12 protein-coding genes are annotated in these 14,164 nt (G+C 70.2%); 8 read left to right on the top strand and 4 right to left on the bottom strand.

What is annotated here, in order from left to right:
* Positions 1–13: 13 nt before the first annotated feature.
* Positions 14–937 carry a hypothetical protein gene (locus CLV49_RS07780; protein ID WP_127054388.1) on the top strand — a complete coding sequence of 308 codons (924 nt, stop codon included), beginning with the start codon at positions 14–16 and terminating at the stop codon, positions 935–937.
* A gap of 33 nt (positions 938–970) precedes the next feature.
* On the opposite strand, the gene murJ is transcribed toward CLV49_RS07780, so the two are convergent.
* From murJ to CLV49_RS07760, 4 genes are all read right to left on the bottom strand, one after another.
* Positions 971–2,599 carry a murein biosynthesis integral membrane protein MurJ gene (gene murJ, locus CLV49_RS07775; protein ID WP_279432410.1) on the bottom strand — a complete coding sequence of 543 codons (1,629 nt, stop codon included), beginning with the start codon at positions 2,597–2,599 and terminating at the stop codon, positions 971–973.
* Positions 2,596–4,860 carry a DUF6049 family protein gene (locus CLV49_RS07770; RefSeq protein ID WP_106563029.1) on the bottom strand — a complete coding sequence of 755 codons (2,265 nt, stop codon included), beginning with the start codon at positions 4,858–4,860 and terminating at the stop codon, positions 2,596–2,598. The genes murJ and CLV49_RS07770 overlap by 4 nt, the downstream gene beginning before the upstream one ends.
* Before the next feature lie 101 nt (positions 4,861–4,961).
* Positions 4,962–5,336 carry a hypothetical protein gene (locus tag CLV49_RS07765; RefSeq protein ID WP_106563028.1) on the bottom strand — a complete coding sequence of 125 codons (375 nt, stop codon included), beginning with the start codon at positions 5,334–5,336 and terminating at the stop codon, positions 4,962–4,964.
* Positions 5,337–5,419: 83 nt separating this feature from the next.
* On the bottom strand, positions 5,420–5,965 hold the full coding sequence (locus CLV49_RS07760) for a VanZ family protein (protein WP_158261930.1): 546 nt from the start codon (positions 5,963–5,965) through the stop codon (positions 5,420–5,422).
* Between the two features lie 79 nt (positions 5,966–6,044).
* Here CLV49_RS07760 and CLV49_RS07755 point away from each other — a divergent pair, with 79 nt between their 5' ends.
* From CLV49_RS07755 to CLV49_RS07725, 7 genes are all read left to right on the top strand, one after another.
* Positions 6,045–7,574, top strand: coding sequence for a DUF7059 domain-containing protein (locus CLV49_RS07755; RefSeq protein ID WP_243696645.1), 1,530 nt, complete (start codon positions 6,045–6,047; stop codon positions 7,572–7,574).
* An 83-nt stretch (positions 7,575–7,657) separates the two neighbouring features.
* Positions 7,658–9,559 (top strand): ABC transporter ATP-binding protein, encoded by a 1,902-nt coding sequence (locus CLV49_RS07750; RefSeq protein WP_106563026.1) that lies wholly within the window; start codon positions 7,658–7,660, stop codon positions 9,557–9,559.
* Positions 9,560–9,719: 160 nt separating this feature from the next.
* Positions 9,720–10,676 (top strand): phosphodiesterase, encoded by a 957-nt coding sequence (locus CLV49_RS07745; protein WP_106563025.1) that lies wholly within the window; start codon positions 9,720–9,722, stop codon positions 10,674–10,676.
* A 145-nt stretch (positions 10,677–10,821) separates the two neighbouring features.
* Positions 10,822–11,769 carry an aldose 1-epimerase family protein gene (locus CLV49_RS07740; RefSeq protein ID WP_106563024.1) on the top strand — a complete coding sequence of 316 codons (948 nt, stop codon included), beginning with the start codon at positions 10,822–10,824 and terminating at the stop codon, positions 11,767–11,769.
* Positions 11,770–11,823: 54 nt separating this feature from the next.
* Positions 11,824–12,855 (top strand): dipeptidase, encoded by a 1,032-nt coding sequence (locus CLV49_RS07735; RefSeq protein WP_106563023.1) that lies wholly within the window; start codon positions 11,824–11,826, stop codon positions 12,853–12,855.
* 118 nt (positions 12,856–12,973) lie between these two features.
* Positions 12,974–13,630: a hypothetical protein gene (locus CLV49_RS07730; RefSeq protein WP_106563022.1), complete on the top strand. Its 657-nt coding sequence runs from the start codon at positions 12,974–12,976 to the stop codon at positions 13,628–13,630.
* A complete protein-coding gene (locus CLV49_RS07725; protein WP_106563021.1) occupies positions 13,627–14,121 on the top strand; it encodes an RNA polymerase sigma factor in 495 nt (164 codons plus the stop codon). Before CLV49_RS07730 ends, CLV49_RS07725 begins: the two co-directional genes overlap by 4 nt.
* The last annotated feature ends 43 nt before the right edge of the window (positions 14,122–14,164 follow it).

Genomic DNA, 14,164 nt, shown 5'->3' with positions numbered 1-14,164 from the left:
ACCGATGCCGACGATGGCCACTGAACGGACGGATCCCGAGCACGGCGACCGGGACCCGGGTCGTGCTCGCCCCCGGACAGCGACGCTCGTCTGGCTCTCGGTCCTCCTTGTCGTGGTCGCGGGCTGCGTGACCGGGGCCGTCGTGGTGTTCGGGTGGATGGTGGACGAGACGCACTTCGACCGGCCGAGCGCGTCGTTCGACGCGTTCGAATCCCAGGTGGAGGACCTACCCGGCGTCGCGAGCGTCGATACGGAGCGCTGGGTCGAGGCGCCGACCTTCCTCAGCCCCACGTCGTGGATGACCGTCACGGTCGAGGAGGCCGGGCTTCCCGGCCTGCTCGATGCGGCGTGCTCGACGGACTATCCCGACCCCGTAACGTGGTCGATCATCGTCCGGACAGACGCGTCGACCGAGGTGTCAGTGCACACGGGTCCCGGCGTCTCGTCGACGATCGCGGCCGACGACGCGGGGTGTCCCGCCTTCGGGTTCGACGTCGTGCGACTCGTCGAGGAGCTCGACGAGGTCGCGCCGGGCCTTTCCGTCCAGCCTGCCATCTGGGAGGACGGCCGGTTCGCGCTCGTCGCGCTCGACGAGGATGCGTCGACCGGTTTCACGCACCTCCTGCCGCTCGTCGAGCACGCCGACGATCTCATCGCCGCCGCCGGTCTCGACGCCGAGACGGCCGTCGAGATCAACTCGGCGAACCTCATCCTCGTCCTCGAGCCGGGAGAGACCGACGACTACGTCGAGCTCCTCACCGAGCTCGCCGATGACGGCGACGTCGAGAGCTACTGGGCGGACGGTGGCGGCACACCGATCGACGGAGTCGAGAAGGTGCAGATCGTCGCGCCGGAAGAGCATCACCCTGCGATCGAGGGGATCATCCGATCGTCTGAGCTTCACATCTCCGATTTCCCGGTCCGCTTCATCGGGTGATCCCCGCGGGGAGAACGGCTCCCGGACCGCGGTTCAGCGGCGGCGGAAGCGGCGGGCGATCGGGGCGACGGCTGACTGCAGGTCGGGTGAGCGCATGACGATGAGGACCGAGAAGTAGACGGCGGCCGAGACCGTGCCGATGACGACCATCGAGACGAGGGCGCCGATCACGGTCGTGGTGGCGAAGCCGCCGTCGGTGAAGGCCCCGAGGAACACCGCCGCGCCGAGTCCCGCCCCGAGTGCCGGGATGGCCGCGACGGCGAAGCCGACGATCGCCTGGACGACGGGCGCAGCATCGAGACCGCCGATCTTGCGCCGCAGGAGGATGAACGCGAGGAGCATCTGCACGGTGCCCGCGATCGAGATCGACGCGGCGACACCGATACCGATGAGCCCATCGGGGAGGAGGAAGCCGCACGCGAGCGCGAGCCCCGAGAACACGACGACCTGCGCGACGGTGAAGAAGAAGGGCGTGCGGGTGTCGCTGAGGGCGTAGAACGTGCGCTGCAGGACGAAGAGGATCGTGAAGGGTACGAGACCCACGATGTAGGCGACGAGCGGACCTGCCAACGCGCCGGCGTCGTCGAACGTGCCGGTGAAGAGGCTCGCGAACGGCATCGCGCAGGCGGCGATCACGGCGGCGGCGAGAACGATCAGGAGGCTGATCTGCCGCGTCGCCGATGCGACGTCGGCCTTCAGCTCCGTGGTGCGACCGGCGTGGGCGTGCTCGGCCAGGCGTGTGAAGTACGCGGTGGCCACGGACACGGCGATCACGCTGTGCGGGAGCATGAAGATGAGCCATGCGTACTGCAGGGCCGCCGTGGCGGCGTTGCCGCCGGACGCGAGCATCGTCACGTTGGTCTGGACGATGCCGGCGACGAGCGTGGCACCGATCATGGCGAGCGTCCAGCCGGCCATCTTCCCCGTCTGGGCGAGACCGATCCCGCGCCAGCCGAAGTCGGGGCGGAAACGCAGTCCCACCTTCTTCCAGAAGAAGAACAGCACGACCGCCTGCACGGCGATGCCGAGGGTCGCGGATCCCGCGAGCACGGCGACCATGGGGGTACTCCATGTGGTCACGCCGCGCTCGCCCGTGGGGTCGGCGCCGAAGAGGGCACCGAAGACGAGGAGACCGGAGATCGCGACGATGTTGTTGAACACGGGCGCCCAGGTGAACGGGCCGAAGAGCTTGTGGGCGTTGAGGACCTCGCCGAGCAGCGCGTACAGGCCGTAGAAGAACACCTGCGGAAGGCACCAGTACGCGAAGGTCACGGCGAGGTCGAACTGCGACTGGGGCATCGTCTGGCCGTACAGCCGGACGAGCAGCGGAGCCGCGAGCACCGCGACGACCGTGGCTGCGAAGAGGATGACCATGCCGAGCGTGAGCAGCTTGTTGACGTAGGCGCGGCCGCGATCCTCGCTCACGATCGCCTTCACGATGCTCGGCACGAGGATCGCGCTCACCACGCCGCCGGCGATGAGGGCGTACAGGTTGTTCGGCAGCCGGTTGGCGAGGGCGAACGCGTCACCGCTGAACCCGACCGCACCCACGGTCTGCGCGAGCAGGATCGCCATCACGAAGCCGAGAAGGCGCGACACCATGGTGCCGGAGGCGAGGAACGCGCTCGCGCGTCCGATGGACGGTCCGTTTCCGGTGGTCACGGGCGTTCCTCCGTGTCGGGGCGGGGAGCGGTGTCTCCCGAGTCGCTCGTGTCGGATGCGGGGGTCGCGGGGTCCGTCTCGGCGGCGGCTGTTCCCTTCGCGTCGACTGCTCCCTTCGCGGCGGCCGCTCCCTTCGCGTCGGCCCGTTCCGCGAGTCGCGTGCGACGGCGGAGGACGGTGCGGACGATACCCGCGACGAGCATGGCGACCACGAGGACCACGGCGATGACGGCTCCGATGCCCTCCCAATCGGCGCGGACCGCGACCGTGGCGGTGACGGGGTTCCCCACGCGGACGCCGGAGACGGACGACAGGGTGACGGTGAGACCGACGTCGCCGTTTCCGAGCTGCGCCTTCACCGGCACGCGCACCGTCTGGCGCGATTCCGCCGAGACCTCCACCGTCTGCGGCTCGCCCACGTCGAGACGGATGTTCGACGGGGTCGCGTCGATCACGACCTGCACGTCGTACGGGGAGTCGTTCCGGACGCCGAAGGGGATGGCGCTCTCGTTGCCGACGAGGAGCACGTCGCTCGAATTGAGGATGGAGACGGAGCCGAGGAGGTCGGTCGTCTGCTGGCTGTGGGCGGAGAGGGCCTCCGACCACTCGTCGTTCGTGTCCGCCCAGTCGACGGAGAGCAGCGTGAGGATCTGCACGCGTTCCCTCCCCGTGAGGAGGGCCGGTGTGGTGAGGACGGACGAGAACTCCGTCAGCTGGGCCTCGCGGTCCATCAGGAGCGAGACGGCGCCGGTGCGAGACGCGTCGGGCTCGACATCAGCGAGAGCGACGTCGATGCGCTCCTCGTCGCGGACGTCGGAGAGGGCGATGGGGTCCACCGTGGGGAGGTCGGAGACGGCGTCGAGCGCTTCGCCGAGTCGCGAGGCCGTCGGCGGCCAGCCGCGGTCGAGCGTCGCGAGCATCGCGCGACCGGTGGCTCCCTGCTCGCGCGCGCTCACGGCCAGTTCCGCCGAGATCGTCGACACAGCATCGGCGAAGTCGCTCGCGGTCACGGCGGTGGCGGCCTGCCGGAGGGCCGAGGACACGGCGTCGTCCGAGACGAGCGCGTCGCGGTCGCCCACCCGCGATGCGGCGGGGTGGGCCGTGGCATCGGCGACGTTGCCCGAACTGAGGATGGTCTCCTCGACTCCACTGCCCGCGAAGACGTCGAGGTCCGCAGCGGTGACCGTGCCCTCGGCCGGCCAGATCATGCCGTCCATGGACCAGTCGAACTCGAGGAGGTCCTCGCTCGTGGGAATCGCGTCGGCGTCATCGCCGCCGGCGTCGTCTCCGTCGGGGTCGGGCGTCTCGGTCGGATCGGGGGTCGCCGTCTCGGTCGGGACGACGGCTGTGTAGTCCTCGGGGATCGCGAAGTCGAAGGAGAGCGGCTCGAGGAGGGAATCGGCGCCCGCTGCCGCCTGGACGGCACCGTCGGCGTCGGCGAACTGCAGGGCGAACGTCTCGTTCGAGATCGATGAGAGCCGGTCGAGCCACGCGAGGGCGCTCGCCGGGGCCGCGGCGCCGAGGGCGCGGATCGAGGCGATGATCAGAGGGTCGACCGCGAGAGCGACGTCCCGTCCGGCCGCGCCGTCGAGCTGACGCGAGAGGACCCCGCCGGCGGCCGTATAGGTGGCGAGGGAGTCGGCGCTGATCAGTCCGTTCTGTCCCGTGGGCGCTGTGATCGGCATCGCGATCGACAGTTCGATCGTGTTCGTCGGTTCCGCCGCAGCCGCGATGTACGTGTCGTGGGCGGCGATCGACGTTCCGGCGGTCGCGAATGTCGCCGTGATCGGGACGGCGCCGTAGTCGGCCGGCATGGCGAGCCGGTCGTGCGGCACGGTGATGGTCTCGGAGGTGTAGCTCGTGTCGGCCGCGACCGAAGGGACCGTGACGTCGACGAGATCGGTCGGCGTCGGCAGCGGGTCGGTCCCGTCGAGGTGGGCGTGGAGCGTCGCACTCGAACCGATCGTGGACGATCCGGCTGCGATCCGCACCCGGCCGGAGGCGAGGTCGGCTCCTGTCGTATTGTCCACCGTGATCGTCAGGCGGAGCGGCTCGTCGTCGTCGACCGCCGCGGACTCCGTGTCGATCTGGATAGAGAGCGTCGGCGCCGTCGCCTCGTCGCCCGTCGCCGAACGAACAACGCCCCCTGTCGTACCCGCGACATCGACCGCGAACGCCGGTGCGGCGGAGAGGGGCAACGCCAGGACGAGAGCCGTCACGGGGAGGGAGCGCAAGAGGCTCTTCAGAAGGCGTGAGTTCATGGGTTGATGCAGCGCCGTTCTCTCCGGCCTGATCCTGAGATTCTACGGGCTGGTCCGAGTCACACCTGGGAGGAACGCGGGTGGAGGCGGACCCGGGGTCGTCAGGAGGCGGATCCGCGGGGTTCGTCGTCGAGCTGGAAGCGGCCGAGCATCGTCCAGGCGGTGCGGGTGAGAGCCGGGTAGGCGATGCCGATGGAACGGATGATGTCGGCGTCGATGCGTTCGAGCGCACGCCTGTGCTCGTCGGCATCCGAGCGGGTCGAGCGGGCCGCGAGCCGAGCCAGGACGTACTCGGCGGTGAGGCCGCGATCGTCGAGGGCGTCGTCGCGGAGGGAGAGGACGACGAGTTCGTCGACGGTGGGCATGTCGGGGAGGAAGTCCCACGGATCCTCGCCCTGTCGGCTGCGGTGTTCGATGAGGACGTCAAGCTCGTCGCGCGCGAACTCGCGCAAGCGCGCGAGATCCTGCTCGACCATCGTGTCCCTTCCGTCCCACGGCGTCGTCCGTCTCGCCGTTCGAGCGATCAACGATACTCCGGAGAGGCTGGAAGATGGCCGTCTCAGCGCACGCTGTGCAGCGCTCGCTCGGGTGCCGCCGTCTCCGGCAGCGGCTGCCGCAGACGGCGCCGACGTCGCCCGATGTGGGCGACGCCGACGATGACGGATCCCACCAGGACGGCAGCGACCGAACCGGCGGAGTTCGCCAGGAGGTCGTCGACGTCGCAGCGACGACCGAGCGATGGCACGACGTCCTGCACCCACTCGATCGCGGCCGAGAGGACGGGCCCCGCGAGGAGGACCACCACGGGGCGCCGCGTCGCGACGACGGCGAAGAGCATCGGGACGAAGAAGAGGGCGACGTTCGGGACGTCGTCGAGAGGGGCGTCCGGTCGTGTGGCGCAGCCGTCGCCCGGAAGACCGCGCACCGGGCTCAAGGTCAGGCCGGCGATCACGACGACGCCACCGACGGCGAGCACGGTCGCGAGAGTCCTCTCCGTCCGGGCGCCCCCGGCGAGGACGGCCGCGAGGAGGACGGAGGCGACGGACGCGAGGACGAGCAGCTGGCGGACGCCCTCGCCGTCGGCGGCTGACACGATCGAGATCATGGGGTCTCCTTTCAGGCGACTCGGTCCATCCTGCGATCGATGCCCGGAGGCGTCTTCATCCGTGCGATTGAATGAGGGGGTGAAAACCGCCCTCATCGACCTGTTGCGATCCGACCTCCAGACGGGCGGCTACACGACGGACGCCGTGGCCGAGCGACTCGGACTCGAGGCCGAGGAGGCGCTCGGACGCGAGCACACCGTGCCCGCCGCGCGTGTGCTCGACGATCGGAGGCGGCACGGGAGGCGCGACTCCCTCGACGTGCTCGTCGACCTCTTCCTCCTCGCCCGCGGGGTCGACCGGGGCGATGTGGATGCGGCGTTCCCGTCGCTCGGGCCGGAGGGCGCGCGCGAGCTCGGCCTGCTCACGGCCACCCACGTGTCCGAGGTCGAGGTGTGGACCGCCACTCTCGACGTGCACCCCTACGCCTTCTCCGACGACCACGGCGACGGACACTGGTGGATCCTCTCCGACCTCGGAGAGCGCGCGCTCGGCGGAGCGCTGCCCGAGGACCACGTGCTGGGCGTCGGAGGCGCGTCCCTCACGCTCGCCGGGATCACGGTCCCGACCCGGGTCGGGACGGTCCTCGACCTCGGGACGGGCTGCGGCATCCAGGCGCTCCACGCATCACGGTCCGCCGACCGTGTGATCGCGACGGACATCTCGCAGCGCGCCGTGGATCTCGCGCGCGCCAACGCGCGGCTCAACGGGATCGACACGATCGAGGTACGGCTCGGGAACCTCTTCGAACCCGTCGCCGGTGAGCGGTTCGACCGCATCGTCACGAACCCGCCGTTCGTCATCACACCGCGCACGGACGGCGTTCCGCTGTACGACTACCGGGACGGCGGAATGGTGGGCGATGCCCTCGTGGAGGCGGTCGTGCGCGGGTGCGCCGAGCACCTGCTGCCGGGCGGGACCGCTCAGATGCTCGGCAACTGGGAGTACACGCGCGCCTCCGACGGGCTCTCGCGCATCGGCGGCTGGGTCGACGGCCTCGGTCTCGACGCCTGGGTCGTAGAGCGCGAGCACCTCGACCCCGCGTTCTACGCCGAGACGTGGATCCGCGACGGCGGCACGCGCCCGGGGATGGCGGAGTTCGACGCGCTCTCGGGCGCGTGGCTCGACGACTTCGAGGACCGCGGCGTCACCGGGGTGGGCTTCGGCTTCGTGACCCTGCATCGGCCGGCAGCCGACCGCGACCCGGTCGTGCGCCTCGAACGGGCGACCGGGACCCTCGAGACCGCCGGCCTCGGTTCCCACATCGCCCGCTGCGTCGCGACCGTCGACTGGGCGGCCGGGCTGAGCGACGACGAGCTCGCATCGCACGCGCTCGTCGTCGCACCCGACGTGACGGTGGAGCATCATCTCCTTCCGGGCCACGACGAGCCCACCGCGATCCTGCTCCGACAGGGCCAGGGCTTCCGCCGCGCGATCTCCGCCGGCACGGGACTCGCTGCGCTGGTGGGGGCGAGCGACGGGACCCTCGGCGTGGGCGCGATCCTCGCCGCGATCGCTCACCTGCTCGAGGTCGACGCCGATGCGCTCGCCGCGGAGACGATCCCCGACGTGCGCCGCCTCCTCGCGGACGGCATCCTTCTCCCGGCCTGATCCCGTCCCGGCTCGCCGCCATCGGGACCGGCCATGGTCCAGTCCGCCTAGGTTGGACGTGGTGCCCACGGAAGGAACCACACATGAGCATGGAAAGCGCGGCGTGGAGCTCGCTGTACAAGATCTCCTCCGCCAGGGATGGCAAACACGGCATCTCCCGTGAGTCCGTGCGGCGGATCTTCTCGTTCGCGGTGCCCTACCGGTCCAAGCTGCTGATCTTCATCACCCTCTCGGTCGTCGGGGCCTTCCTCGCCGTCGCGACGCCGGTCCTCGCCGGACAGGTGGTCGACGTCATCGTCGCGCGGGGCGAGGTCTCCACGATCGTGTGGCTCGCCGTCGTCATCGCGCTCGTCGCTGTGGCGGACGCCGCCGTGTCGCTCGTGACGCGCTGGTACTCGGCGCGGATCGGCGAAGGCGTGATCCTGGACCTGCGCACCGCCGTCTTCAACCACGTGCAGAGGATGCCGATCGCGTTCTTCACCCGCACGCGGACCGGTGCCCTCGTGAGCCGACTCAACAACGATGTGATCGGAGCCCAGCAGGCCTTCAGCGGCACGCTCTCCGGCGTCGTCACGAACCTCGTGGCCCTGATCCTCACCCTGATCGTCATGCTCAGCACGTCCTGGCTCGTGACGGTTCTCGCCGTGATCATGCTCCCCCTCTTCCTGGTGCCCGCGCGCCGCATGGGCCGCCGCCTCGCCGCGTTGCGCCGGGAGGCCGCCGACCACAACTCCGCCATGAGCACGCAGATGACCGAGCGCTTCTCGGCCCCCGGCGCCACCCTCGTCAAGCTGTTCGGTCGGCCCGACGAGGAGGCCGAGGAGTTCCGCGTGCGTGCCGCTCGCGTGCGAGACATCGGGGTGCGGACCGCGATGCTGCAGTTCGTCTTCTTCACCGCGCTGATGCTCGTCTCCGCCCTCGCCCTCGCACTCGTCTACGGGCTCGGGGGATTCCTCGCGCTCGCCGGCCAGCTGGACACCGGCGAGGTCGTCACCCTGGCGCTGCTCCTCACGCGCCTCTACGCGCCGCTGACGAGCCTCGCGAACGCACGCGTGGAGATCATGAGCGCAGTGGTCAGCTTCGAGCGCGTCTTCGAAGTGCTGGATCTCGAGCCGCTCATCCAGGAGAAGCCCGACGCCGCCGTCGTCCCCGCGGGGCCGGCTGCCGTGGAGTTCGACGACGTCCGCTTCGCCTACCCGTCGGCCGACAAGGTGTCCCTCGCCTCCCTCGAGGAGGTCGCGACGCTCGACACCCGCGGCGGCGAGGAGGTGCTGCACGGCGTGTCCTTCCGGATCGAGCCGGGGCAGACCGTCGCCCTCGTGGGTACGTCCGGTGCCGGCAAGTCGACGATCGCGCAGCTGCTCTCACGCCTGTACGACGTGGACAGCGGCTCCGTGCGCCTCGCGGGAACGGACGTCCGTGACGTCACGTTCGCGTCCATGCGGCACACACTCGGGATGGTCACGCAGGACGGCCACCTGTTCCACGAGACGATCCTCTCGAATCTGCGCCTCGCCCGGCCGGAGGCGACCGAGGACGAGGTCTGGGACGCCGTCCGGCGTGCGCGGCTCGAGCCGCTCATCCGTTCCCTGCCCGATCAGCTCGACACCATGGTCGGGGAACGCGGCTACCGGCTGTCGGGCGGCGAGCGCCAGCGCATGACCATCGCGCGGCTGCTGCTCGCCCAGCCGCGCGTCGTCATCCTCGATGAGGCGACGGCTGCGCTGGACTCGACGTCGGAGGCGGCCGTGCAGGCCGCGCTCAGCGAGGCGCTCGAGGGGCGGACGGCGATGGTGATCGCACACCGCCTCTCCACGATCCGCAGTGCCGACATGATCCTCGTCATCGAGGACGGCTCCATCGTGGAGCGCGGCACGCACGACGAACTGCTCGCCGCGGGAGGACGGTACGAGGAACTCCATCGCACCCAGTTCGCCGTGCAGAAGGCCGTCGCCGCCGACGAGGAAGCCCTGAGCGGAACCTAGCCGCGAACGCGAGGATGACTCGCGATGGGTGCCGCTGATGCGCTCACCCGGGGTGAAACATGAGAGTTGTCCAGAAGTTCAACGGGATTTCTCCCCACCGACCGGGGCCGCGGGGGTAACGTGATCCCCCGAACGGCATCCCCGACAGAACGGAATCCCTGTGGACTCCCGCGTGGCCGAGTACCCTCGGCCGGATCATTTCATCCTCCACATCAGTGACACGCACCTGCTCGCCGGCTCGCGCGGGCTCTACGACTCGGTCGACAGCACCGAGCACCTCCGCAACCTCTTCGCGGAGTTCGAGGCGTCCGGTGGACGCCCCGAGGCCATCGTCTTCACCGGTGATCTCGCCGACAAGGGCGAGCCCGAGGCGTACGAGGCCCTGCGAGCCATCGTCGAGCCCGTGGCCGAGCGCCTCGGCTGCGAGATCATCTGGGTGATGGGCAACCACGACGACCGGGCGGCCTTCCGCTCGAAGCTCTTCGGCGAGGTGCCGACGATGCGTCCCGTCGACCGCGTGTACGACGTGAACGGTCTGCGCATCATCACGCTCGACTCGAGCGTCCCCGGCTTCCACCACGGCGAGGTATCGCCGGAGCAGCTCGACTGGCTCGCCGAGGAGCTGTCCGAGGCCGCGCCCCACGGCACGATTCTCGCGATGCACCACCCGCCCGTGCCGAGCGTGCTCGACCTCGCCGTCAGCGTGGAGCTGCGCGACCAGTCCGGACTCGCCGAGGTGCTCGAGGGCACCGACGTGCGTTCGATCATCGCCGGGCACCTGCACTACTCGTCCACGGCGACCTTCGCGGGGATCCCCGTGTCCGTCGCCTCGGCCACGTGCTACACGCAGGACCTCAACGTGCCGATCGGTGGAACGCGCCCGCGCGACGGCGCCCGTGCCTTCAACCTCGTGCACGTGTACGAGAACACGGTGCTCCACTCCGTGGTGCCGCTCGGCTCGTTCGTGACGCTCGACGACGTCGCCCCCGAGGAGAGCGCCCGCCGCCTCGCGGCCGCTCAGATCAGCATCCGCGACGCCGCACGCGCTGCCGTGGTCCCCATCGAGGAGCCCCTCACGATCCCCGTGCGCGAGCCGGCTCGCGCCGGCGTCGCCTGACCTGCTGAGGCCGTCGGTTCGAGCGTCGCGCGACCCGTGTGAGGGACGCGAGGCGCTCGAACTGTCCACTTCGGCGGAGTCGCGATAACGTCGAGCGGTGTGCCCCGGGTGGTCCGTCGGCATCGACAGACGCAAGGGAGCACCGATGGCCGCGAACGGCACCGACGCACGACCGATCTCCGGCGAGCAGTTCACGATCGAGGCGGACGGGTACGTCGCCCGCATCGCGAGCGTCGGCGCCACCCTGCGGGTGCTCACCGTCGACGGCCGAGACCTCGTCGTGCCGTTCGACGCCGACGAGGTCCGTCCGGCCTTCCGCGGCGCGACTCTCGCTCCGTGGCCCAACCGTGTGACGGACGGGCGCTACAGCTTCGGCGACGAGGACCTCCTCCTGTCGCTCACCGAGCCCGAGCGAGGACACGCGCTCCACGGCCTCGCCGCCTGGCTCGACTTCTCGCCCGTGAGCGTCGACGCGTCGAGCGTCGAGCTGAGCGCGACCATCGAGGCCGAGTCCGGCTACCCGTTCCGCGTGCGGATCGATGTGACCTACCGGGTGAGCGCCGACGGGCTCGAGACGATCGTGACAGCGACGAACGTCGGACCGACCCGTGCCCCCGTGGGTCTCGGTCCGCACCCCTACCTCGTCGCCGGCCCCGGGCTCGTGGACGATTGGGACCTGGAGCTGCCCGCGTCCCGCGTGCTCACGGTCGAGGGAGAGCGGATGATCCCCGGTCCCGTCGTGGGCGTCGAGGAGATCCCGGGATTCGACTTCCGGGCGACCCGCCGCATCGGCGACACCGCGATCGACCACGCATTCGCCGACCTCACCCGTTCGGCGGCGGACGGCGATGCCGTGGTGCGCGTGACGACCGACGACGGCTCCGGCGTGGGGATGCGCTGGGGAACCGCATGCCCGTGGGTGCAGGTGCACACGGCCGATAAGCCGGGTCTGCCGGTGCACCGCATCGGTCTCGCCGTCGAGCCGATGACCTGTCCGCCTGACGCATTCAACTCGGGCGTCGACCTCGACGTCGTCGAGCCGGGCGAGGCGCTCACGGCGTCGTGGCACATCTTCGGGATCGACGCGCGCTGACCGGGCCGTGAGTCTGCACTCCCCGACCTGACGCGGCGGCTAGGGTTCGGGATCATGACCCACCTTCCCGAGGATCTCGACTTTCCGGTCGTCGACGGACACAACGACCTCCCGTGGGAGTGCCGCGTGCGGCGAGGGTCGAGCATCGAGGGGGTCGACGGCGTCGAGTCGACCCTGCACACCGATCTGCCGAAGCTCCGCGCGGGGGGCGTCGTCGGCCAGTTCTGGTCCGTGTACGTCCACATCGACGAGCCCGACCCCGTGCTCACGACCCTGCAGCAGATCGACCTCGTCCACCGGCTGGTCGCGCGGTACCCGGACGACCTCGCGATCGCCCGGACGGCGAACGACGTGCGGGACGCCATCCGGACCGGTCGGATCGGCTCGCTTCTCGGAGCCGAAGGCGGACACTCGATCGGGAACGACCTCGCGATCCTGCGGACGTTCGCACGTCTCGGGGTGCGGTACATGACGCTCACGCACAACGCCGACACCCCGTGGGCGGACTCCGCGGTGGGCCTCCACACCCACGGCGGGCTCAACGACCGCGGCCGCGAGGTCGTCGCGGAGATGGAGCGCATCGGCATGCTCGTCGACCTCTCCCACGTGAGTGCCGAGACGATGTCGGACGTGCTCGACGTCGCGACCGCTCCGGTGATCTTCAGTCATTCGTCCGTCGCGGCCCTCAACGACCACCCGCGGAACGTCCCGGACGACATCCTGGGACGCGTCGGTGGCAACGGCGGTGTCGTGATGATCACGTTCGTCCCGATGTTCATCTCCGCCGAGTACGCGCAGTGGCACGACGCGGGCGAGGTGGGACCGGCACCTGAGGTGACGGTCGCCCACATCGCCGATCACGTGGAGCATGCGCGCGACGTGGCCGGGATCGATCACATCGGTCTCGGCGGCGACTACGACGGGACGCCGAGCTTCCCCGGCGACGTCAGCGATGTGTCGCAGTACCCCGTCCTCGCTCGGGAGCTGCGGAACCGCGGATGGTCGGCCCAGGATCTCCGGGCGCTCGCCGGCGCCAACATCCTCCGTGTGCTCGAGGAGACCGACGCCCGCTTCGCCGTGAACTGAGGACCCCCGCCGCCCGGAGCGGATCACCGCCGCCTGGTGGGCCGGGATTCTGATCGACCACGAAAAAGGTCGTGTGCCGGACATGTCGGTAGTGAAGTCACCAGACGATGGAGGAATCATGACCCGCGACGTGTTCGACGACCTGCTCGACCGCTCTGCCCCCGCATCACGCCCGCCTGCGGCGGACGACCTGGACGCCATGATCGCCGAGGCGCGCCAGCCGGCTCCGCACGGCTTCCGCCCGCGCATCCTCGTCGCGTCCGGCCTCGCGGCCGTCATCGCCTTCGGCGGTGTGGGGGTCGCCGCTGCGACCGACGGATTCTCGTGGGCGCCATGGGCGCAGGACCCCATCGGTGCTGTGCACTTCACGATGACGAACGGGCTCGATTGCGAGCTGCGCTGGTCCGAGTACACCGGCGGCGACGATCCGGAGTTCGTCAGTGAGGTGAACAGTGTGTTGGAGGACTGGTACCGGTCCACCGATGTGGTGGCGGAGGTCGAGCCGTCCGTTCCCGGGAAGCTCGACGCCCTCGGTCCGATCGAACTGCAGCCGGGCGAGACCCTCGACACGCTGCCGCCCGGTGAAGCCGAGAACCGGGCGTGGGCACTCGAATGGTCGGCCTGGGACCTCGCGATCAGCGATGCGGAGTGGCGGGAGCTGGAGAGGCACGGCATCCGACCGGGCGACGCGCGTCTCGCGGGAACCGAACGCAACGGGCAGATCCAGTGCTTCGATGAGAACCGTGACCCGTTCGTGCCCGGGGCCGGATCGTGAAACGATCGCACGCTCGGATCACGGCAGCGCTGAGGGAGTCGGCGGCGGACATCCTCTCCTACCTGCAGCGACGTGTCGGTCCGGATGAGGCTCCCGATCTCCTCGGAGAGACGATGGTCGTCGCGTGGCGGCGGGTCGACGACCTCCCGGAGGATCCGGAACAGGCCCGGATGTGGCTCTTCGGTGTCGCTCGTACGACGCTCCTCAATCACGCTCGCGGAGAACGGCGCCGCTGGGCGCTGGCCGACCGGATCAGGGGGGCCTCGGCGACGGTCGTCGTCGCCCCGCCCGCGGACGATGGTGCCGAGGTGCGCGATGCGATCGCCCGTCTCGACGCGGAGCTCGGCGAACTCGTCAGGCTCGTCCACTGGGAGCGGATGACGATCACGCAGGCGGCCGGACTCCTCGGTGTCTCGGACTCGACCGCGCGCACGCGCTACGCGCGGGCGAAGGAGCAGCTCCGTGCGGCGCTGCGGGTCTCGGCCGGATGAGGCGCTACGAGCGTCGCCGGTGTCCGGGCGGTGGTCGCGACTT

The sequence above is a fragment of the Labedella gwakjiensis genome (genome assembly GCF_003014675.1).
GTDB classification, from domain to species: domain Bacteria; phylum Actinomycetota; class Actinomycetes; order Actinomycetales; family Microbacteriaceae; genus Labedella; species Labedella gwakjiensis.
This window is presented reverse-complemented; position numbering and strand designations above follow the sequence as displayed.

Coding starts and splice junctions, on each gene's coding strand:
- CLV49_RS07780 (WP_127054388.1), top strand. CDS start 14: ATGGCCACTGAACGGACGGATCCCGAGCACGGCGACCGGGACCCGGGT.
- CLV49_RS07760 (WP_158261930.1), bottom strand. CDS start 5,965: ATGATCTCGATCGTGTCAGCCGCCGACGGCGAGGGCGTCCGCCAGCTG.
- CLV49_RS07730 (WP_106563022.1), top strand. CDS start 12,974: ATGACCCGCGACGTGTTCGACGACCTGCTCGACCGCTCTGCCCCCGCA.
- CLV49_RS07750 (WP_106563026.1), top strand. CDS start 7,658: ATGAGCATGGAAAGCGCGGCGTGGAGCTCGCTGTACAAGATCTCCTCC.
- CLV49_RS07735 (WP_106563023.1), top strand. CDS start 11,824: ATGACCCACCTTCCCGAGGATCTCGACTTTCCGGTCGTCGACGGACAC.
- CLV49_RS07770 (WP_106563029.1), bottom strand. CDS start 4,860: ATGAACTCACGCCTTCTGAAGAGCCTCTTGCGCTCCCTCCCCGTGACG.
- CLV49_RS07740 (WP_106563024.1), top strand. CDS start 10,822: ATGGCCGCGAACGGCACCGACGCACGACCGATCTCCGGCGAGCAGTTC.
- CLV49_RS07765 (WP_106563028.1), bottom strand. CDS start 5,336: ATGGTCGAGCAGGATCTCGCGCGCTTGCGCGAGTTCGCGCGCGACGAG.